Annotated in this window: 27 protein-coding genes; 14 read left to right on the forward strand and 13 right to left on the reverse strand. The window is 51.0% G+C overall.

Annotated features, from left to right (window positions below; all coding sequences use genetic code 11):
* Positions 1-283: 283 nt before the first annotated feature.
* Positions 284-406, reverse strand: a complete 123-nt coding sequence (locus tag C1Y41_RS20375; RefSeq protein WP_255402234.1) for a hypothetical protein — start codon at positions 404-406, stop codon at positions 284-286.
* A 1153-nt stretch (positions 407-1559) separates the two neighbouring features.
* On the opposite strand from C1Y41_RS20375, the gene C1Y41_RS18860 reads away from it, so the two are divergent.
* From C1Y41_RS18860 to cui, 7 genes are all read left to right on the forward strand, one after another.
* Complete coding sequence (locus C1Y41_RS18860) at positions 1560-2000, forward strand: LexA family transcriptional regulator (RefSeq protein ID WP_104086153.1); 441 nt, start codon at positions 1560-1562, stop codon at positions 1998-2000.
* The gene (gene umuC, locus C1Y41_RS18865; protein ID WP_104086103.1) at positions 1984-3249 is read left to right on the forward strand and encodes a translesion error-prone DNA polymerase V subunit UmuC; all 1266 of its coding nucleotides are present in this window, start codon (positions 1984-1986) and stop codon (positions 3247-3249) included. Before C1Y41_RS18860 ends, umuC begins: the two co-directional genes overlap by 17 nt.
* A gap of 187 nt (positions 3250-3436) precedes the next feature.
* Positions 3437-3574, forward strand: a complete 138-nt coding sequence (locus C1Y41_RS20050) for a hypothetical protein (RefSeq protein ID WP_158249877.1) — start codon at positions 3437-3439, stop codon at positions 3572-3574.
* Between the two features lie 146 nt (positions 3575-3720).
* A complete protein-coding gene (locus C1Y41_RS18870) occupies positions 3721-3906 on the forward strand; it encodes a hypothetical protein (RefSeq protein ID WP_104086104.1) in 186 nt (61 codons plus the stop codon).
* Between the two features lie 46 nt (positions 3907-3952).
* Positions 3953-4219: a hypothetical protein gene (locus C1Y41_RS18875; RefSeq protein ID WP_104086105.1), complete on the forward strand. Its 267-nt coding sequence runs from the start codon at positions 3953-3955 to the stop codon at positions 4217-4219.
* Positions 4216-4542, forward strand: a complete 327-nt coding sequence (locus tag C1Y41_RS18880) for a hypothetical protein (protein WP_104086106.1) — start codon at positions 4216-4218, stop codon at positions 4540-4542. Before C1Y41_RS18875 ends, C1Y41_RS18880 begins: the two co-directional genes overlap by 4 nt.
* Before the next feature lie 189 nt (positions 4543-4731).
* Entirely contained in the window at positions 4732-5262 is a 531-nt protein-coding gene (gene cui / locus C1Y41_RS18885) for a colicin immunity protein Cui (RefSeq protein WP_104086107.1), read from the forward strand.
* Between the two features lie 25 nt (positions 5263-5287).
* Here cui and C1Y41_RS18890 read toward each other — a convergent pair whose 3' ends face one another.
* The 3 genes from C1Y41_RS18890 to C1Y41_RS20310 form a co-directional block, all read right to left on the reverse strand.
* Complete coding sequence (locus C1Y41_RS18890) at positions 5288-6637, reverse strand: colicin-like pore-forming protein (protein ID WP_104086108.1); 1350 nt, start codon at positions 6635-6637, stop codon at positions 5288-5290.
* Positions 6638-7098: 461 nt separating this feature from the next.
* Positions 7099-7650: an AlpA family transcriptional regulator gene (locus C1Y41_RS18895; protein ID WP_104086109.1), complete on the reverse strand. Its 552-nt coding sequence runs from the start codon at positions 7648-7650 to the stop codon at positions 7099-7101.
* 70 nt (positions 7651-7720) lie between these two features.
* The gene (locus tag C1Y41_RS20310) at positions 7721-7945 is read right to left on the reverse strand and encodes a hypothetical protein (protein WP_104086110.1); all 225 of its coding nucleotides are present in this window, start codon (positions 7943-7945) and stop codon (positions 7721-7723) included.
* Between the two features lie 240 nt (positions 7946-8185).
* On the opposite strand from C1Y41_RS20310, the gene C1Y41_RS18905 reads away from it, so the two are divergent.
* From C1Y41_RS18905 to C1Y41_RS18920, 4 genes are read left to right on the forward strand one after another with little or no spacing between them, the layout of a single operon-like run.
* On the forward strand, positions 8186-8866 hold the full coding sequence (locus tag C1Y41_RS18905) for a hypothetical protein (RefSeq protein WP_104086111.1): 681 nt from the start codon (positions 8186-8188) through the stop codon (positions 8864-8866).
* Positions 8867-8868: 2 nt separating this feature from the next.
* Positions 8869-9078 (forward strand): hypothetical protein, encoded by a 210-nt coding sequence (locus C1Y41_RS18910; protein WP_104086112.1) that lies wholly within the window; start codon positions 8869-8871, stop codon positions 9076-9078.
* 7 nt (positions 9079-9085) lie between these two features.
* Positions 9086-9394 (forward strand): hypothetical protein, encoded by a 309-nt coding sequence (locus C1Y41_RS18915; protein ID WP_104086113.1) that lies wholly within the window; start codon positions 9086-9088, stop codon positions 9392-9394.
* Positions 9394-9756, forward strand: coding sequence for a hypothetical protein (locus C1Y41_RS18920; protein WP_146065243.1), 363 nt, complete (start codon positions 9394-9396; stop codon positions 9754-9756). Before C1Y41_RS18915 ends, C1Y41_RS18920 begins: the two co-directional genes overlap by 1 nt.
* A 134-nt stretch (positions 9757-9890) precedes the next feature.
* Here the strand turns inward: C1Y41_RS18920 and C1Y41_RS20055 are convergent, their stop codons facing one another.
* Positions 9891-10043 carry a hypothetical protein gene (locus C1Y41_RS20055; protein WP_158249878.1) on the reverse strand — a complete coding sequence of 51 codons (153 nt, stop codon included), beginning with the start codon at positions 10041-10043 and terminating at the stop codon, positions 9891-9893.
* Here C1Y41_RS20055 and C1Y41_RS18925 point away from each other — a divergent pair.
* From C1Y41_RS18925 to C1Y41_RS18935, 3 genes are all read left to right on the forward strand, one after another.
* The gene (locus C1Y41_RS18925) at positions 10042-10260 is read left to right on the forward strand and encodes a hypothetical protein (protein WP_104086115.1); all 219 of its coding nucleotides are present in this window, start codon (positions 10042-10044) and stop codon (positions 10258-10260) included. The genes C1Y41_RS20055 and C1Y41_RS18925 overlap by 2 nt on opposite strands.
* A 146-nt stretch (positions 10261-10406) precedes the next feature.
* Positions 10407-11483, forward strand: coding sequence for an acyltransferase (locus tag C1Y41_RS18930; protein WP_104086116.1), 1077 nt, complete (start codon positions 10407-10409; stop codon positions 11481-11483).
* A 76-nt stretch (positions 11484-11559) separates the two neighbouring features.
* A complete protein-coding gene (locus tag C1Y41_RS18935) occupies positions 11560-11766 on the forward strand; it encodes a type II toxin-antitoxin system MqsA family antitoxin (protein ID WP_104086117.1) in 207 nt (68 codons plus the stop codon).
* Between the two features lie 382 nt (positions 11767-12148).
* Here the strand turns inward: C1Y41_RS18935 and C1Y41_RS18940 are convergent, their stop codons facing one another.
* The 8 genes from C1Y41_RS18940 to C1Y41_RS18975 all read right to left on the reverse strand — a co-directional run bounded on the left by C1Y41_RS18940 (position 12149) and on the right by C1Y41_RS18975 (position 17503).
* Positions 12149-12778, reverse strand: a complete 630-nt coding sequence (locus C1Y41_RS18940) for a hypothetical protein (protein WP_104086118.1) — start codon at positions 12776-12778, stop codon at positions 12149-12151.
* 54 nt (positions 12779-12832) lie between these two features.
* The gene (locus C1Y41_RS18945) at positions 12833-13138 is read right to left on the reverse strand and encodes a hypothetical protein (RefSeq protein ID WP_104086119.1); all 306 of its coding nucleotides are present in this window, start codon (positions 13136-13138) and stop codon (positions 12833-12835) included.
* A gap of 418 nt (positions 13139-13556) precedes the next feature.
* Entirely contained in the window at positions 13557-14357 is an 801-nt protein-coding gene (locus C1Y41_RS18950) for a hypothetical protein (protein WP_104086120.1), read from the reverse strand.
* Positions 14358-14366: 9 nt separating this feature from the next.
* Positions 14367-15011 (reverse strand): dUTP diphosphatase, encoded by a 645-nt coding sequence (locus C1Y41_RS18955; RefSeq protein WP_104086121.1) that lies wholly within the window; start codon positions 15009-15011, stop codon positions 14367-14369.
* A 3-nt stretch (positions 15012-15014) separates the two neighbouring features.
* A complete protein-coding gene (locus C1Y41_RS18960; RefSeq protein ID WP_104086122.1) occupies positions 15015-15488 on the reverse strand; it encodes a helix-turn-helix domain-containing protein in 474 nt (157 codons plus the stop codon).
* Positions 15489-15588: 100 nt separating this feature from the next.
* Complete coding sequence (locus tag C1Y41_RS18965; protein WP_104086123.1) at positions 15589-16047, reverse strand: hypothetical protein; 459 nt, start codon at positions 16045-16047, stop codon at positions 15589-15591.
* Positions 16047-16379 carry a hypothetical protein gene (locus C1Y41_RS18970; protein WP_104086124.1) on the reverse strand — a complete coding sequence of 111 codons (333 nt, stop codon included), beginning with the start codon at positions 16377-16379 and terminating at the stop codon, positions 16047-16049. Before C1Y41_RS18970 ends, C1Y41_RS18965 begins: the two co-directional genes overlap by 1 nt.
* A gap of 92 nt (positions 16380-16471) precedes the next feature.
* On the reverse strand, positions 16472-17503 hold the full coding sequence (locus C1Y41_RS18975) for a tyrosine-type recombinase/integrase (protein ID WP_104086125.1): 1032 nt from the start codon (positions 17501-17503) through the stop codon (positions 16472-16474).
* Positions 17504-17909 lie beyond the last annotated feature (406 nt).

The raw sequence follows: 17909 nt of genomic DNA on the forward strand, positions 1-17909 counted from the left end.
CTGTCATGTTTGCAAACATCGTTAGTCTATTCATGGTGAAGGTTGCTGGTTTCGTGGTAGAGGGGCGCGCAGCCACCAAATATGTTCGCAATATGTACAGGTTGAGCCTGTTTACCATGAATAGACGAACATTTGCCTGCTAACTGAGTGGGCTACCATGAATAGACTAACGTTTGCCATGAAACCAGCAACATGAGGGCAAATCTTACATTGCTGGCAAAAATGGCATCCCACCAGCGCACATAAGCCACAAACAAAAAAGCCGCCCGAAGGCGGCTTACTATCACTTACTGTGGATCACTGTCACCGGAGCATTGATGGTGGTATTGATGCTCATACCCTCACCGCCGCTATAGGTGTTCAGTAATGCCATCAGCAGTGACACAACAAGTGCGTTGCGTCCCATGCTTGTAGCCTTACGATTCGACCAGTGGCTTTCGGCTCGCCGCGCAAGAGAATTGAATGCTTCTGCTTGTGCTTGGTCTGGTTGATAGGACAGCATGATGCCGAAAAGTCTGAGTAACTATCCTGCTGTTTATGTTGGTGTTGATATTGCCACACAACGGGGCCAATAGATTGCCTTTTACGAATGCCAGCTAATTTTTTTAAAAAAATCTGATTTTCAAAAAACAGCAAAACTCCAAAAGTCACTTTTTCGCAAAAGTGCGCGAAAAATTTTCAGCGTTTACACGTTGCAACCATAATACTAAACCGTATACTGGCCATGAATGCTTCTGCTTGTGTTTGCTGTTTCAAGCAAATCTGCAGTGGTGAAAATCGCCTGAGAACGGTTTTCGCCTTTCTGGAAAAATGCCTGAGAACAGTTTTCTGGATTCATCAAAACCGCCTACGGGCGGTTTTTTTGTGGCTATTTATAAGCAAGACGTCACCAGCGAGATAAGCATTACACATACTAAGTATCAAATGAAAGATCTTGCGCGTCTTATTCGTTTACGCTTTAGCATACTATATTTTTTTATGTATATTAATCATTAACTTAAGTTGCTTTCTTGTAAGTCTTAATTTTGCAACATTATCCATAGGGCTTGTCTTTGTTCTGGTTCCGTTCCTACTCTTTCCATAACTCCTGTCTATCCCGATGCTCCAGCCCTTAATGCTCACAAGGATACTGAGTATTGCTACACCTTTCATACACTCATTCAGCGCTGCCAGGTTATGCCACCAATAAAAAAGCCGCTATGTGCGGCTTTTTGTATGGGTTCAGGAAATTGTTTTCAGAAGAGGGTAAAGCATTTCGTTAGATTTTAGTTTGTTCCCTCTGTCGTCATATGACACCCACTGCTTTTTCTCAAATGCGATGTGATAATCACCGCGATCTATGCGTAATGGCTGCTCTTTCACGCGTGAATCCCGGAATCCTTTTGCTCTCCAGTACCCGCGCCATTTATCCAGTTCAATCTTCTTTAAACCCAAATTAATCATAAGGTAATTCTTAATTTTTTAGACTTTGTTTAATTCTACCTGAAATCGCCCACTGGTCAATTCCGTGTGCGTAATCTTATACTGTATTTTTATACAGGCAAAAGGAGGTGGATATGATGCGATTAGAACTGATAGCCAAACCGGCACACACCGCGCCACGACAGGCGTATTTACAGTTTCTGGAGAAGGTGGCAGCAGGTTTTCCGTCGCCGGCAATAGGCTACGAAGATACGCCGCTAGATCTGAATGAGTACTGCGTGCGGGCTAAAACGGCGACCTATTTTGTCCGCTGCCAGGGTGAGTCGATGATTGATGCCGGTATTTTTGACGGCGATCTGCTGGTGGTGGACAAGTCGCGCACGGCAGCAGACGGACAGATTGTGATTGCCTCAGTGGACGGAGAATTTACGGTAAAAAAGCTGCAGCTGAAGCCGGAGCCGATGCTGCTGGCGATGAACCCGCGCTATAAGCCGATCCCGGTTGAGCCGGAGTCACTGGAAATATGGGGCGTGGTCACTTACGTGATCCACAGTACTGACAATGTTTCTTCACAGTGACGTTAACGCGTTCTACGTGTCCGCCGAGCTGGCATTCAGACCGGACCTGTACGGGCGCCCGGTGGTTGTGGCGACGAACAATGACGGGTGCATAGCCGCGCTGAACAAAGAGGCAAAAAACGCCGGACTGAAGCGGGGTGATCCGCTGTTTAAAATCCGCGACACAATCCGGCGCTATGGCGTGGTGGTATTCAGTAGCAACTACACGCTGTACGACGCATTCAGTAAGCGCTTCCATTCCATTGTGGGTGAGCATGTTCCTAACCTGGAAGCATACTCAATCGACGAGGTATTTGGCTCTCTGGATGGCATGTCAAAGCTGGTGGACTATCAGGCGTTTGGAGAGGAGATCCGCCGGACCGTCACCCAGCACACCACGATGAAGTGTGGCGTGGGGATAGCGGAAACCAAGACGCTCTGTAAGGTTGCCACGCACGCAGCAAAGACCTGGCCGAAAACAGGCGGCGTGGTAGTGCTGACCGACCCGGCGCGGCGTGACAAGCTGCTGTCGCTGCTGGACGTGTCCGAAACGTGGGGAGTAGGGAGCCGGATAGCCGCCAGGCTGCGCATGATGAACATCAAGACGATGCTCGACCTTGCCCGCGCTGACACAACCACGATCCGCAAAACGTTTAATGTGATGCTGGAGCGCACGGTAAGAGAGCTGCGCGGCGAACGCTGCTTTGAGCTCGAGGAGAACCCGCCCACGAAACAGCAAATCGTGGTGAGCCGGTCCTTTGGCAAGCGCCTAACCAGCCTGGACGAAGTGAGCAACGCTGTTTGTTTCTTTGCCACCAGCGCCGGCGAAAAGCTGCGGCGTGAAAAGCAGTACTGCCGGAATATCACGGTATTCATCCAGACCAGTAAACACGATCCGAACTACCCGTATTACTCGCGCGGCGCCAGCCATTCGTTTACCACGGCCACACAGGACACACGCGATCTGATTGATGCCGCCGTTCGCGGCCTGCGGGCTATCTGGCGCGATGGCTACCAGTATGCAAAGGCAGGCGTGATGCTGGGAGAGTTCTGCGGCTCTGAGCAGCAGCTTAACCTGTTTGATGAAGCGCCGCCGCGCCCTGGCAGCGATAAGCTGATGGCTGTTATGGACAAACTGAACAGCTACCAGCGTGGCACGCTTTTTCTGGCAGGTCAGGGCGTGAATCCGGCCTACCAGATGAAGCGGGAAATGCTCTCACCGCGCTATCTCACGCGATGGGAAGAGTTACCGGTAGTAAAAATAAAATAGGGTGATTTAAACCCTGGAATTACAATAATTTAGGTTAAAAATAATCAGCCACTATGTTACCCCGTATTTATTCATTGCAGCAGCCGATCAAATGTTGATCACCCTTTAGGATGTGCATACAATCAGAAAAAACTGAAAGTGCATATTTTATTAGCGCACTCAATTAACAACCGGGATTTATAGGGATATGGCTGATATTTTATACATGGCAATGATGCTTTTCTTCGCTGTTTTTTCGCTTGTCGGTTTGTTTATTTCGCTCCGTTTGCCTGCAATGTTGCGTGCTTTTGATGCTGAAATGATCAAAAGCAAGCTTTCTCACTGACTCCATCCTGCGAAACTCACCAGCCAGCCGCCATCATGCGGCGCTGGTGGGACTTGTGCAAAGCACCCCATTGGTTAATGAAAAATTTAAACTTTCCTTAGAATATTATATCATTTAGTCCGAAATTAACCATTGGACTAAATGATATGACCAGTGCCACTAAACCCCCTGTTTTGTCACAGCCGGCGCTTATCGGCGCGATCCTGTCCGAAATTGGCAATCAGCAACCGGGTGCCACCATCAGCGCCGCACAGTTCAAAGCGATCGCTAAAGCCGCTAACAAAGTTATTGACGCTTTCAAACCTCAAGTGAACGAACAGGCTGATGAATAATGATCATAGCGCTGGTGTCCGATTTAAGCGCATGGAGGGTATGTAGATGCCGGTAAGCAGAGCACAGCTATTTACTCTGCGCAGAATGCGCAACGGAACCCGCTACATGATGCGGGGCGACAAGGGCTATGGCATTGAAGTTCGCTATGACGTTGCGACCGGGAACCGTGATGATGTTAATTGCCGCAGTCTCGCACCGCTGATGCGCAGCGGGCTTATCCGCTTCAAGACCAAACCCACAGACATGACACGCTACTACGAAGTGGAGCTAACTCCACAGGGTATTACAGCAGCGAAAGGGAATATTCAATGAGCCAGGGAGTAAAACATTATCCGATGCCGGTTGTGCCGGCTGAGCTGGTGGAGCCGCTGATCCGCTTTCTGTCCGACCGTGAGGAGCGTATTGAGTTTCCACCTCATATGTTTTCAATGCTTAAAACTCTGGGGGAGGAGATCGCGCTGGCCGCACTGACTGCAAAGCCACTGGCAGCTACTGAAAAACATGAAATAAGCAACATGCATGCGACAGGGCTTTACCTTAGAGCATGGCCTCTATGCAGACGCCTCAACCAGCAGGAGGGCTATAACGTAAACCTGTATACCGCTCCACCAGCGCTAGTGAGTAACGGGCAATGAACCTGCGTAAATTCTTCCGCCTGAAAGCGCCCTGCGCGAATTGCCCGTTTTAAAAAGCCGGTGGTATAGAGCTGAATCATGGGCGTAAAATGAAGATGAACCATTTACACGCATGTGCTACATAGTCTGCAGGTGTTTGTTGTAAATGGTATTTAATGGAAAAAATAAAGCTGAGAAAAAGGAGTGTTGATGGAAAGTTTTAAAGACATGCATTCTTCTAAAGGTGAAGAGAAAAAGATTATCCTTTCTTTGATTCTGGCACTGATGCCGCTCATGGTTTTTTTACTGTGCCAGCTGCTTAATAATGACTCACTATTATTGCATTTTATCTATGACAAAACAGCAAACTTACCGGCTGTCATTTCTTCAAAAAGCATCCTGCTAAGTAAGTCGATGGATGTTTATTGTAAAACTGCGCCATTTTTGGCGGTGATTGTATTTGTTTTATTTTTAAATCCAAGAAGTTTGATTCGCAAGGTAGATCCAAAGCAACTGGTGAAAGGATTTATTTCCTGCTGTATTCTCCTGTCTTGTGCATTTTACTTTTTTATGTTCTCCAGTTTTGATTTGTATCAGTCAAAAAGGTTTTTAAGGCTTTTTTCTTACAATGATTATTCACTGACCATTTTTTATGTCAGCCTGTATGCGATTTTCTATATGTTTACACTGGCTCTTTTGTTCTTTGTAGTAAGGATTGCTGAAATGATAAAGGAGAGGTAAATATCACCTCTCCTTTTATTTTTACTTATTGCGCCCGAGAGATAAGGTAGCTGTTGAAAGCAGCAGTTGCCTTATCGTCAATAAGTGAACTCAGGTAGGCAATCAGCATTAGACCGGCAACTGTCAGTACAGTTGCCGTCACAGGAAGAGAAAGGGTAAAAGTGGCAACGATGGCCGAAAATAAACTTAGCGCAACACTGCCAGCTATACCGGCCAGCACCCAGGATTCCACTTCAAGCATTAATGGTCCCCAGTTGCCGGTTCGATAACCCTCCATGCTCTTTTCAGCCACTTTCTGCACTTTTTGAGCCAAGTCGCCAACCTTGAATGCTTTTGCAAGACGACCCATTTTTTTTGCCATATCTGCAGCGTTGACATGCTGCCAAGCATTCGCCAGAACCTGCGTATCTGCTGCATTAAATCGCATTGCCGGGTTAGCTCTGAGCTGATTAAGTGCATTCATAGCCTGAGCATATCCGCGTATGTTCTTGCCCTGAAAATTACGCACATTGGAGGCAATGCTAGCCGCTACCTGTTTGTACTTATCTCCGGCATAACTACTCACCTTTTCACCAACATCAGTGATAAGACCTGCAGCGCTGTTGATCGCTTCAGTGGTTTGTGCGGCTTTGTTTTGTGTAATTGCTTTATCCAGATCTGCCAAAACCTCACCGCGCACTTTGTTCAGTTTGTACCTGACTGGATTGTTTACCTGTACAGTATGGCTGTTGCCGTTCCTGCCGCCGCTATCACGAGTCTCTGTAACTTTTTCTGGCTGAACGTTGTATGCAGTCTGCCATGCCTCGGCAATTTGCGTGCGTGCAGCAGGCTGCTCACTGAAAGCCAAAGCATCAAAAGAGGCACGGAGTTGTTTGTAAGAATTAATTTGAGTTGAGGGGGTAACCTTTTGGTTAGGCATTTCGTAATCAGGCACATTTTTGAGAGTGTCTGCAATGGCTGTATTGATCAATGCTTCATCTAATCGGCCTTTACTGGACCAGCTTCCACCTGCCAGATAATTTTCAACAACCGTCTGCGCTAATGGTTTACCTCCTGCCGCTTGGTTAGGAGCAGGGGTACGACGGGCAAGTTCATTTAGGACGCGCGTATAATGAAAGCCGTCGCCTGGAACTTTAACCATTGAAGAGTTTGTTGCGGTCATTCTTATGCCATTCATCATGGCATAACCATCAGTGATAGTGATACGGCCCCACGGGGTCATATAGGATGTGCCGGCTTTAACTGATGTTATTTTATCTCCAATACTGACACCGCCGTTTACACCGTCACCAGCATTGCTGTGCGTTTCTCCGTGGCCGGGTAACGGGCCGCGCTCAGAACTCCATGGTGTACCATCACCGTATTTGTTGCTCATTAAAACCCCTTTCTAAAATAAATTAAAAAATCCTAACGAGTGCAAATTTATATTATCACTCCGTTTTAATTAAGTACAAATGGTTAAACGGACTTTTACCACTATTCTTAATAATTCGATGATTTATAAAATTTATCTTCTATACCAGTTTCCACTGGTTATTAAATTTTATTGGATGCTAATGTTCCTATATGAGCTTTTTTGTATTGTTGGTGTGTTTTTTGGTTGTTATTGGAAATAACGGTTAACTTATTTTTATATTGCTATATAACCAACGGTTGTGGCTGGTTAGGCAAAGAGTTGCCTGCCTTTGATTTTTAGCTGGCAAAGATCACTACAAGCATTGCTAAGCAGCGGCTGCTGTCAGGCCAGCCGCACGGGTTTTCATGCGAGCGCGATGTTCAATGGGGGGAAGCCTGTTCTTATTTTTTTAGGGTTGCAATGCTATTTGGTTCTGATGATCAGGCGCTGCGGCGGCGTTCTATCAGCATATGCGCCATAGATTCCACTTCCTCAAAATCCCTTGAGGCTGCGGTTCTCAGTATCAGATTCCATTTGCTGAGTGTGCGCGCATTTTTAGCCAGATCACTTCCTGCTTTCACACGTCCGCTTTCTTCCAGCCAGGCGGCTACTTCTGACCAGTCCCAAAGGGGAGACTGACCCTTTATGCGCTGGACAGGGCAGGGGAAATTGCCGTTGCCGCGCGTGCCGTCTTTGAGCATGGCGATTGCCTGGCGTGACATTTCGGTGTTCTCTGCAATGTCGCTCAGTCCCACCAGCGCCGAATCGACAGACGCCACTACAGCGCCGATTCCGGCTGATTCAACGTTTTCAACCGCTGACATAATGGCTTCATGCAGGGATTCTGCTTCGCGGTCAAACTCCAGATAAACGGCGTGGCCATATGCGCAAATCAGCGCATCATCACAGCCGCTTTCAAACAGCGCATCTTCCAGTCCTTCGGTCTCATACGTTACGCCTGAGAGTGTCAGAGTGAAGTTATAAAGCGCCATAGTACCTCTTCTTTTTCGTGGGTGTGTAACTCGGTAAAGAGCGGCGTTAACCACTCTTTACCGGGCAAAATCATGTGCAGTGATCGACCTTGCGCCTGATTTGCTTCGCGTGGTTCTCCGGGCTTCGCGGAGTAGACCACACACTCATTTGATGATCTCGGTGTTCATCTTCTGGATTACCGCAGCGCAGCTTGCAAAAGCAGTGAGCTGAATCGCCCGGTGGAACCCAAACCCAGCCTTTCGTTAACGCATAATCAATGGCTGCTTGAATATGCTTGTTCGGATGTTTCTTCATTCTCCTCCGAATAATAGTATTCTATTCTCCGTGTTGACATCCGTCAACGGCGGTGACTCTATCCGTTGATGCCCGCACCCCTAATTACCTGGTCACATGCTGCTGACTGCCAGCCCGGACTAACAACAAGATAATCCATTTTGATTGTATTGACAAGCAAAAGGTTTGTCTGTACATTACACCTCATGGCGCAACGTTGCGTCGTCGCCCTGGCGCACCAGGCATTTAAGGAACTTCTTCATGACTCACGCACCAATGACTTCTACCGCTGCTATCCAGCATATGTCCCACACTTTGACCGGCGCGATTGCTCAGAGCCACCAGCCTGGCTTTATCGCTGCTGAAGCGTATACGGATATCAAAACCAACTACGAGCTGGTGGCCTCCAGCTGTACAGACCTGGCAACCGTCGTCTGGCTGCGTAACAACATCTGCTTTGGTTACATAGGCGATGACTGCACCTTTGAAGAGGTCAATCTCACATACCGCGATCACTATGACTTCATCCTAAAGTCCGGCTGGCGTCCGGGTACTGCACCTGCGAATAAGCTGGTACTCAGCAATATGTATGAACTGGACTGGTGGGAGCCACAGGATATCGTGGTAACAGGCCACACTGACACTGAAGTAAGCGGCACTGCCACCATGATAGACAGTGAGGGCGAGTATCAATTCGCGTTTGAGTGGACGATGATCATGGGCGAAGAGGCCGAGCAGTACGATATACCGTTTATGGTTAACATCACGGCAGCACGCTTTACCCTGCCGTATGAGTTCTCGCTCTACGAGTGCGACGGAACCCCGCTTGATGCACTGACGGCCTTGCAGGAAATGGATTGCGCCCTGGGATTTTGTGTAGAGTCTTTCCTGGACGTTTACAAACAATACGCTCCGGCTGAAGGAGCCACTGACAGAGGTTAATCATGACCGATAAAGCACGCGACCCACGGGCTTTAAACTCAGTTAAGGGAGACGTCCCGGCGACGTCTCAGATTCAGATGCGCGTTACGCCTGACATTAAAGCCCGCTATGTCAATCAGGCACGGCAGGAAGGTATGAAGCTGTCAGAGTGGATTCAGCATCATCTTAATGCGGTATGTCAGGCGGCAGACGACGCAAAGCAACAGGATTAGAACATCAGTGATCAAACAGGAAATCAGGGAGCTTTTTCTGGCGCACGGCTTCAAGATGGAGCCGCAACCTGACGGCAGTACCGATTTTGACCCGGCGTATTACAGCGTCGCTCAGGCGCTCGCAGAGCGTTTTAATGATATTTACGGGCAACCAGTAGGAAACGTGGAGATCGCCGCTGCTGGTGGCGCAGAGGCACGGACAGTGCCGCTTTTTTACGATAAGGCAGCGAGTATTGAGTTTCCCGTGTATGTCATGCGTGAGCCGTCCCAAAAGCCCGCGCTGGCCACCAGCAACAATCCGGCGTTCGTGCGCTGATGGACGAACGACTAAGGCAGTACGGCTGGTGCTCGTTTGAGGGCTGGCCGGAAAGTGAAGTGCGCGATTTTCTTATCACCAAATGCCATATACTCCACGCCCGCCAGCTACCCGACGGCAGCTGGTGCGGGCTGCTGCAGCTGCTGTACACGCTCAGCGTCTGCATGGGGATCACGCCCACTGACGCTTACGTGTACCGCTGGTGCTTTGAAGATCCGAAAGAGGCGGCACACTTCTATAAAACCGCCGTGGAGTATGACGAAATCCCGGTGCGCCGGGAGTCGCTGGTGGGGCATCGGCACACGACAGGCATTCCGCTTTACGTGGAATTTGACCAGCTCGGTCTGCCAAAGTGGCGTTAACACCTTTTTACTGACCACCAGCTACCCGGTTGGTGTCAGTGTTTCAATAACAGCAATACAGAATGGTAAAAAATGGAAATCAGGATTAAATGCCCGCACTGCGGATCAGGGAGCGTCAAAAAGAGCAGGGCGGTTTATGAGCAGGGAACCTCAAAGACGCGCAGCGTGAGCCACACGGGCTGGATCTCAAATCGGGGATCGGGCGGCAGCAGGCGGCAGGGCAAATCAACGCGCCAGTCAGTAGCCGCATCGCGGAACGCACCAACCGGGGGAGGATTGGAAGGCATGGCTTTTGTCGGTTCATTCTTCCTGTTTACCTGGCTGGCTCTCTACATACCGGCAACCACGCTTATGATCTCGTTAATCATGGGCTTTATTCTTTCGTTGTTGTTTACAGCGCTGGTGGCTCACCTGAACCGGCACAACCGGCGCAGGGCGCGGGAAGATTACGAAAGGCAGTGGTATTGCAGCAAATGCGGCGACACATTTTTACGTGGTAGCTAATCCAGAGCATTAAATTGGCTTTGATATAGTTACCCATATCAATTAAATCAGGCGCTTAGTGCGCCTTTTCTATGGTTGCTCTTGGTGTATCGCATCCCTAGAATGCGGCCACCTTTACGTTTATCAGACAATCCTCATACGGACTCATGACACAACAGCTCAAATCTATTCAGGCGCTGCGCGGGCTTGCCTGCCTTGCCGTCGTAACTTTTCATTTTCGCTATCAGATCAAAACGCAATATCCGGCGTTAACCAAAGTGCTTTCAACCGGCGCTATTGGCGTGGATCTGTTTTTCATCCTCAGTGGCTTTGTTATTACGCTCTCCGTGTCGCGCATGGGTACAGGGTTCGCGGCAGCGGGTGACTTCCTGAAACGCCGTGCGCTGCGCCTGCTGCCCGCCTATTTCATTCTGCTGCTGATCAACTTCCTGTTAAGCGGGGCTATGGCGACGTTCCACTATGCGGATAAGACTCAGGCGCTGATTAGTGCGGCAACGCTCTCCGTCTACCTGCCGCAGCACGCGCCGTTTTACGTGGACGACGGCGGGTTTATGAACGTGCGCTGGACGCTCAACTATGAGTTTCTGTTTTACCTGATGATGGCCGTATGCCTGCTGGTGCGCGCACGCTGGGTGGCGCTGGCCGCAATGCTGGGCGCGGCGCTGGTGGCGGCACCAATGGCAGCAGGCCACCAGCCGACGCTGCTGGTGCATGGCTACGATATGGGTTACGCCTACCTGAACCTGATGACCAATCCGATTATCTGGCAGTTTGCCGCGGGCGTGCTGATTGGCCTGGTTTACCCGTACATGGCGCGCCTGCCGGTGGCAACCCGTGTGCCGTTCCTGCTGGCAGCGGTTGCCCTGTTTGTGCAGCACATTATCAGCCACCAGCATATCGGGCATGGTCTGATGGCGTCTGGTACCGTGCTGGCGCTGCTGCTGGCCGCTGTGGCGTTCAATGACAGCTGGTTAGGACGCATCACGCCGCGCTGGCTGGTATTCCTGGGGGATATCTCTTTCTCCGTATACCTGATCCATATCGTGACCAAAGATCGGTTATCAAAATCCTTCACGGATCAGGGTATGACGTTCTTCGTGTGCAACGTCCTGCTGGCACTGCTGGTGGGCTGGCTCAGCTACCGCTACATTGAGCCAATTGGCCAGAAGATAGCGCGCCGGCGCAGAGAGAAAGCGCTCCGTACCGTAAGCGATGCCGCATAACCCCGCAACCCTTCTGCCGCAAGGTTTCAGGCCTGTCAGCTATACTTAGTGGACAGGCTCAACAGAGGAGTAAGCGATGAAATGTCCGACATGCGGTGCAGAGGCTTTTGTTTACGACACGCGCGACGTCCAGCTGAATACGGGCAACCCGGATGACATTGTAGAGGATGTGAAAGGGAGTCATTGCCTGGCCTGCGGAGAGGTGATCGTGGATATGTCAGAGGCCGATTCTTTCATGCGAAAGATCAGCGCGCTGGAAGCTGCAGCGGCACACAATCATTGACTCAACAGCCCGCATCGAGCGGGCTTTTTACTTGCGCGCACTGGCCGTCATTCACCAGCTGTCTACAATCGCTCAAAATAATATGCCCGAACAGAGTTAGCCTTTCATCTCAATTAGCGTTAATGGCGTTCCTGATTGCACGCGCCTGCCTACCCCATTCATCCCGGTCATTCCATGTGCCGGAGCCACAGCCGCCTAATGCCGCTGGTGATGACAACAGAGGTACACGGGTGCAGTTTATAGTGAATAGTGAATAGTGAAACGGTGGCGTTTGAGGACGATTCTTATGCAGCAGCAACGATGTTTATCGACACTATGACGCACTGGGATAAAGATACTTATCACTATTATTCAATGATATTAGCTGATCTAGAACAGCCATTTACTGGGGCTGTTTTAGGTCGTTTGTGTTGCCTGTATCAGTTACACCCGGTATTGGCGATGAAGGAATTAATGAATCTATAGCATTTTTCATCGCATCACGGGCTGTATCGCGAATGCCTGGTTTTGCGATTGAAATAATGCCAACCAGAACAATGGTTGTGACCACTGTAGCGAGTAGACCAGAAATACCGCCTCCTATCCAACCTAAGAACCAGTAACCAAGTCGCTTCGCTAAATGCGGCTTTGTTAAATGTGCGCTATATGCAGCAGCATTATCGCCCCATTCAACCCATTTTTTTCTTATTTCTGCTTCATGGGACGCTTCCATAGCTGATATCCGCTGATCATAAACGTGACCAACGCCCTCACTAACTGTCAAAATCAGTTGGTCTACAGTTCTCCGCGCTTTGCCACGGTAATCATCTAGCTGGCGTTCGGAATGGGCGATACCATCATGAAAGCTTTCAAGTTCTGTATTAACCTGAGCATCAGTCATTCCACGAGTACGGCATTGGTTAGCGCGATCATCTTTGTCGGCTTTATACATTGCATAGGCTATCAACTGTAAGGGATCGTTAGAATCTTTAACGAGCTCAGTGAACACCCATTTCTTTGGCTGCGTTGTCATTTCTCACCACAAAATAAAACGCCCCAACTAAGGGGCGTCCAAAAAATTTTATTTTTAGCCTTTGCGGGCTTTGTTAAAGGCTTCTTTGAAGAAGTCCCGCCCTTCTGACTGCGATAAGACTGAACCCGCAAGTGCCTTTTGCACTTCGGAAGCGCTTGTGCTTGCCAGCACTTTAGTTGCCAGGTAAATGACCGCTTTGCCGCCTTTAGCATGGCGGTGCGCGTGTCGTCTCGGCTTATGTGCACCGGATTTTCCTACTTTTGTCGTAGTAATTCTCTGGCGGGCTACATCCGCAACGGCTTTTTCGCCGATGCTGCGTATCTCTTCAGCTGTAAGCGCAGGCATGCGATATGTGGTCATAATTTATACCTCCGTATAGACACTGAGTGTATATCGACCCAAAACCATTTGCATTAAATTAGACAATAGAATTTACAGCTAGCAGCGCATTTCCTACTTGTCGAAGCAGGTACGCGCACCATAATGGCCTGATGATGCTCTCACAGTGGCTGGTGGACGCAGAGAAAGAGCGTGACACGCTGTGGGCGGAAGATCACCGCCTGCGGTCAGGCGGCAACGTTCACTGTAATCAGTGCATAAGCTGTAGTGAGTGAGTTAGAGCCAATAAAAAAGCCCCTTAACGGGGCTTTTGAGTAAGAGCTAATGGCAACGGGTAAGAAATTTGCCTTGTAAAATTAGCAAATCCTTAGAATTTAGAAAGATATTTAAACCCAGCACCGCACCACCTGGCGCATAGCCTGACAGGCGTTACCGGGGCTTATTCCGCTGCCGCCGGCGCAGCCTCTGACGCTGTGGCCACCAGCTCCGGGTCGGGCTGCAGGGCGTCAGTTTTCGCCTTTCCCTGCGCGATAGTGCGCAGCAGCTGCGCTTTTTCAACCGCTTCCTGCACCAGATCCTGATCCATACCCACTACAGCATATTTATCCAAGCCTTCCATGCGGTAACGGTCGAGCTCCGGCACGAACTGCAGCATGTTCTTTTCGTTATCCGGCGTCAGGTAGACCAGCTGCCCCTGCGCGTCCGCGCCGGCAGGGAACAGCACCCAGGCACGCTGGCCCACACCCAGGACCTGCAGGAACAGCAGGGCAACCGCCAGCGGCAGGGACTGCGACGCGCAGCTGACGTGCTGCTGCCTGTTTACCAGCAGGCCGTGGCTCTGCACGTCATACGGGTTAAAGCGGGAAACGGTCTCCGCGCGCCACTGGCCCGTCAGGGAGCCCGACACAAACGCCTCGCCGGTTACGTTCATTGGCAGCTGGCTCATGAGGTGCTGCGCTAAGCTGTGATCCATTGACGGCATCAGCAGGCGGGCGCCCGTTTTCTCATTGATGGCTTTCACCGCTGCAGCGCGTTCTTCGTCGTGCGCCGGCAGCGACTGCTCATGCGCCAGCCAGAACGATTTATCGTCATTTTCATGGCTCCAGACGGTAACGCCTTCAACGTTCTGCGGCGTAAAGCCCATCGTGGCCAGCAGGGCGATTTCCAGATCGGCAGGGCTGATCTCGCCTTTCTCGTTAAGCTCAATGGACGTTTTGCTGCTGAGAATATATTTGGTCATGGTCTGGCCTTACTTGCTGGTGGTTTTCTTGGTAGTCGTGGTGGTCTTGGTCTCTTCAGCTGGCTCAGCATCCGACGACTCTGCAGGGGCATCCTGCGACGTTACAGGCACGTCGATTGGTGCTGGCTCCTGCGAAACTGTTGCGGTGCTGTCGTCGGCCGGCGTGCTGTCGGCAGTAGGCGTCGGATCGGTTTCCGCCGGGGTGGTGGAGCCAAAGCCGTTGTCGCCGCGGTCGGTTTCGGACAGTTCATCAACTTCTGTCCAGGTGACTGGCTCCACCTTCTCAATCACAGCCTGCGCAATGACCATGCCCGCCTTCGGCTCGATGGCCAGACCGCCTTCGTCGGCAATCATGCGCAGCTTGATCTCGCCGCGGTAGTCGCTGTCGATGATGGCCACGCAGTTGGACGGGCGCAGGAAGTTAGCGGTACCCAGCCCTGAACGCGCGTAAATCTTCATGCAGTAGCCCTCGGGGATCTCCACGGCCAGCCCGGTAGTGATCCACCACGCGCGCGGCTGGCGGGCGCCGCCCTGCGTCTGTACAACGTTTAGTTTTACGTCCAGCGCGGTGATATCCCACGCTGCAGCGCCTTTTGAGCCACGGAAAGGCAGAACGGCATCAGGGGTGAGGCGTTTAATCTTTACTTCAGGCATGACTTACTCCGGGTTTTTAAAGGTGTAGTGGCGACGGGTGCGGTGCGAGTTTTCCTCAACGGGAACGTCGCGGTATTCCACCAGCCCGCGCTCAATGAGTTTTCTGGCTGACTGCAGGAACAGGGGATGACTGACGGCAAATTCTTTGCGCATATCGTTGGCGGTAATGAATTTACGATCGTTGAGCAGCATCAGAATGGCATGTTCGATCTTTCCCATTCTCATAGGCGTCAGGCTGACGGCAAAAGAAGGGCGCATGGCCAGCGAGTATTCGCCGTCAATAGAGCGCTCAGCCAGGCCGACTTTACACAGGTCCAGCAGCGTTCCCCGGATGACGTGCGTTTCGGTGCCGGGAAGGGCGCGCGTAAAGCGCCGGCGCGTCGCGGTGCGCTCCTCTTTCAGCAGCAGCAGCACAGCCTTTGCCGTCTCCGGATAGCGCGCACGAAAAATTTTAAGTTTCGGTAAAATATGCTTCAAAGTTCTGTTATCCTCGCCAGTGGTTTATTTCAGAAGTCCACGTCCAATGGTTATGAGTAAACCAAAGGAATAAGGGAGCCAGCGATGGCTCCCTTTTTCTTTAGTCCTGCGTCCACTTCTCGCCCGTATCAGCACACTCCACGCCATGACACACGCGCCCCTGATCCAGACGGTAGGCCATGCCGCCCAGCTTTATGCGCTTGCGGCAGTGCTGCGCGCCTGACAGGTAGGCATGCGGAACGGCGGAGTCAATCGCCCCTTCCTCGGTGCATAAGCCGTCCTCAGCGTCGCTGTACCCGCGGGCAAACTCGCTCAGCACTTCGCGCCGATCCTCAAAACGTATTGTCTCGCCCCGGTCCAGGCAGCGGGTGTACTCAATCGCGCCGTACTTCGCCAGAGTGGCAATAGTTTTGGGGTGTCTGAATATCTCCTCGCCCCAGTAATGCCCGGTGCAGGAGTCAACGTAGGAGCCGTTGGAATAGGTGCCGATAGGATTAGAGACGTCGTGTGCGGTCGCCACTGCGACAAAGAAGTTAACGACGTTGCCGGTAACAGACATTATTGCCCCGCAAAAAGCCGCTGGCGGCTGCTGAACGTGGGTTTACCCTGCTGGCTGAATGCGTCGTCCACCAGCCCGACAAACCCGGCAAATTCCTTTCTGTAATACTCCAGTAGTTTATTTGCGGCGCGGTCGGTGATGTTGGAAACGTAGAAGCAGGCGCTGTGTCGGTCGCAGTAGGTCTTATCGAGGGTCAGCAGCGGGGCTGCTTCTGACAGGGTGCTTACACCAAACTCCACCAGCGCAACTCCGCCGCGCATAATGGCGGTAAAGCTCAGCTGGTGGGCGTCTATGTCAAAGGTGCGGTGCAGCAATATCTGTTGTGTGGCCATCGTTATTCGCAGGTGCGTGACAGCCAGGATTGTGCGACAAAAGCACTATGGTTACAAATTATATTTCTTTAGAATTTAATTAACCTAAAAGATCACTCTCCGTCCAGTATTCCCGACATTTTCCCTTTCTGACTTTCAGAGCGACGGAGGTATCGCATGACGGTTTTCGGGTCTTGCCAGGTACCTTCCTGCATGATCTGCGTGATGGTCGCGTCGCGCTCCGCCATGTCCATCGCCGCGCCCACGCGCGCGCTGTGGCCGGACCATTTTGTGTAGCGCCCTTTATTATCTTTTACCGGCTCTTTCCCCAGCAGATCCCAGGCGTCTTTGAAAATCTTCTCCGTGGCCGGGGCGCTCATGGGCTTTTCCGACACGCCGGCCGTATTGTTGTGGCGGACGGGGCCGAATATCACGGCATCAGGGCAGTTAATCAGCCCGGACACGTCCAGCCAGCGCAGCAGGTGGCCAGCAGCAGATTTGCTCAGGTGCTTTATCACGCCGGCGGCAGTCACCATCGTTTTGGTGTGGGTCAGGTTAACAATTACATGCCCACTTACGTCGATATCCAGATCGCGCACCCGGATGCGGCTCAGTTCAGACATACGGCACAGGGTGTTATAGGCCAGATACAGGAACGCCAGATTGCGCATATCGGTGAGTTTGTCAGACCGGCTCATGAGGTGCGACAGCAGCTGCAGATCCGAAAGCCGGAACGGTATGGCCTGCCCGGTGCGCTCGCCGCCCACCACGGCCTCGCGCTTGATGCGCTTCATGGCGCGCTGCACGTCCACATTCAGCAGCAGCTGCGGCAGGCCGCACTGCTTGCAAAGCATGTTCATCATGGCGTAGTGCTTTTCGATCGTGCTCGATGCAAGCCCGCTTTCCGCCATAGACAGAAAGTAAATGCGGGCCAGCTCCGGATCGATTGGCAGATATGACAGGCCGCGCGCGTTGCACCACGTCGCCCAGCGGCGGATCACCGAAAGCAGGTCGCGGAATGTATTCTCAGAATACGCGGCTTTGTCGGCAATAAAGCGGCGCAGGTTATTAGCAACGTCCTGCGGCGTTAATACGGTTAATTCCGCCGGAATAACACTGCTTTTAATTTCCGCTAAATGTTTCATCTATATATTTCCCTCAAAAACAGCATGACGTCGCTACGCAAAATCTATCAAAACAGCAGGGGTGGAGTTCGTCAGATTTCACGTAGCGACGCCAGGCGATTGTTCGTTGCCGCTTCGCTCAGAATCTGTACAAAATGCCACGATTTGCACCAACTGATCATTTGATCATCCAACTACTGATCAAGCATACATGAAAGGCACCAAACTTTATATAATGTTTATTATTTAAAGTTTCCCATTCCGGCCAAAATCGCGCAATGTCTGGTCTGAGGGTAAACTAAATCGAAAATTTTTAGAAAAGCATGCGTTTTCTTCGTGATCGGCTGCATGCCTTCATATATGATCATTTGGCATTCAATTTTGATTGCGGCTGGTAACTGTTATCATCTGAAACCTTTGGGCGTTA

Origin of the sequence: Pantoea sp. ICBG 1758 (assembly GCF_002928325.1) — a bacterium.
Taxonomy (GTDB): Bacteria; Pseudomonadota; Gammaproteobacteria; order Enterobacterales; family Enterobacteriaceae; genus Pantoea; species Pantoea eucrina.

What these genes read in the sequence shown, in the direction of transcription:
- C1Y41_RS20375 (WP_255402234.1), bottom strand. Translation starts at nt 406, where the DNA reads ATGGGACGCAACGCACTTGTTGTGTCACTGCTGATGGCATTACTGAAC.
- C1Y41_RS18860 (WP_104086153.1), top strand. Translation starts at nt 1,560, where the DNA reads ATGCGATTAGAACTGATAGCCAAACCGGCACACACCGCGCCACGACAG.
- umuC (WP_104086103.1), top strand. Translation starts at nt 1,984, where the DNA reads ATGTTTCTTCACAGTGACGTTAACGCGTTCTACGTGTCCGCCGAGCTG.
- C1Y41_RS20050 (WP_158249877.1), top strand. Translation starts at nt 3,437, where the DNA reads ATGGCTGATATTTTATACATGGCAATGATGCTTTTCTTCGCTGTTTTT.
- C1Y41_RS18870 (WP_104086104.1), top strand. Translation starts at nt 3,721, where the DNA reads ATGACCAGTGCCACTAAACCCCCTGTTTTGTCACAGCCGGCGCTTATC.
- C1Y41_RS18875 (WP_104086105.1), top strand. Translation starts at nt 3,953, where the DNA reads ATGCCGGTAAGCAGAGCACAGCTATTTACTCTGCGCAGAATGCGCAAC.
- C1Y41_RS18880 (WP_104086106.1), top strand. Translation starts at nt 4,216, where the DNA reads ATGAGCCAGGGAGTAAAACATTATCCGATGCCGGTTGTGCCGGCTGAG.
- cui (WP_104086107.1), top strand. Translation starts at nt 4,732, where the DNA reads ATGGAAAGTTTTAAAGACATGCATTCTTCTAAAGGTGAAGAGAAAAAG.
- C1Y41_RS18890 (WP_104086108.1), bottom strand. Translation starts at nt 6,637, where the DNA reads ATGAGCAACAAATACGGTGATGGTACACCATGGAGTTCTGAGCGCGGC.
- C1Y41_RS18895 (WP_104086109.1), bottom strand. Translation starts at nt 7,650, where the DNA reads ATGGCGCTTTATAACTTCACTCTGACACTCTCAGGCGTAACGTATGAG.
- C1Y41_RS20310 (WP_104086110.1), bottom strand. Translation starts at nt 7,945, where the DNA reads ATGAAGAAACATCCGAACAAGCATATTCAAGCAGCCATTGATTATGCG.
- C1Y41_RS18905 (WP_104086111.1), top strand. Translation starts at nt 8,186, where the DNA reads ATGACTCACGCACCAATGACTTCTACCGCTGCTATCCAGCATATGTCC.
- C1Y41_RS18910 (WP_104086112.1), top strand. Translation starts at nt 8,869, where the DNA reads ATGACCGATAAAGCACGCGACCCACGGGCTTTAAACTCAGTTAAGGGA.
- C1Y41_RS18920 (WP_146065243.1), top strand. Translation starts at nt 9,394, where the DNA reads ATGGACGAACGACTAAGGCAGTACGGCTGGTGCTCGTTTGAGGGCTGG.
- C1Y41_RS18925 (WP_104086115.1), top strand. Translation starts at nt 10,042, where the DNA reads ATGGCTTTTGTCGGTTCATTCTTCCTGTTTACCTGGCTGGCTCTCTAC.
- C1Y41_RS20055 (WP_158249878.1), bottom strand. Translation starts at nt 10,043, where the DNA reads ATGCCTTCCAATCCTCCCCCGGTTGGTGCGTTCCGCGATGCGGCTACT.
- C1Y41_RS18930 (WP_104086116.1), top strand. Translation starts at nt 10,407, where the DNA reads ATGACACAACAGCTCAAATCTATTCAGGCGCTGCGCGGGCTTGCCTGC.
- C1Y41_RS18935 (WP_104086117.1), top strand. Translation starts at nt 11,560, where the DNA reads ATGAAATGTCCGACATGCGGTGCAGAGGCTTTTGTTTACGACACGCGC.
- C1Y41_RS18940 (WP_104086118.1), bottom strand. Translation starts at nt 12,778, where the DNA reads ATGACAACGCAGCCAAAGAAATGGGTGTTCACTGAGCTCGTTAAAGAT.
- C1Y41_RS18945 (WP_104086119.1), bottom strand. Translation starts at nt 13,138, where the DNA reads ATGACCACATATCGCATGCCTGCGCTTACAGCTGAAGAGATACGCAGC.
- C1Y41_RS18950 (WP_104086120.1), bottom strand. Translation starts at nt 14,357, where the DNA reads ATGACCAAATATATTCTCAGCAGCAAAACGTCCATTGAGCTTAACGAG.
- C1Y41_RS18955 (WP_104086121.1), bottom strand. Translation starts at nt 15,011, where the DNA reads ATGCCTGAAGTAAAGATTAAACGCCTCACCCCTGATGCCGTTCTGCCT.
- C1Y41_RS18965 (WP_104086123.1), bottom strand. Translation starts at nt 16,047, where the DNA reads ATGTCTGTTACCGGCAACGTCGTTAACTTCTTTGTCGCAGTGGCGACC.
- C1Y41_RS18970 (WP_104086124.1), bottom strand. Translation starts at nt 16,379, where the DNA reads ATGGCCACACAACAGATATTGCTGCACCGCACCTTTGACATAGACGCC.
- C1Y41_RS18975 (WP_104086125.1), bottom strand. Translation starts at nt 17,503, where the DNA reads ATGAAACATTTAGCGGAAATTAAAAGCAGTGTTATTCCGGCGGAATTA.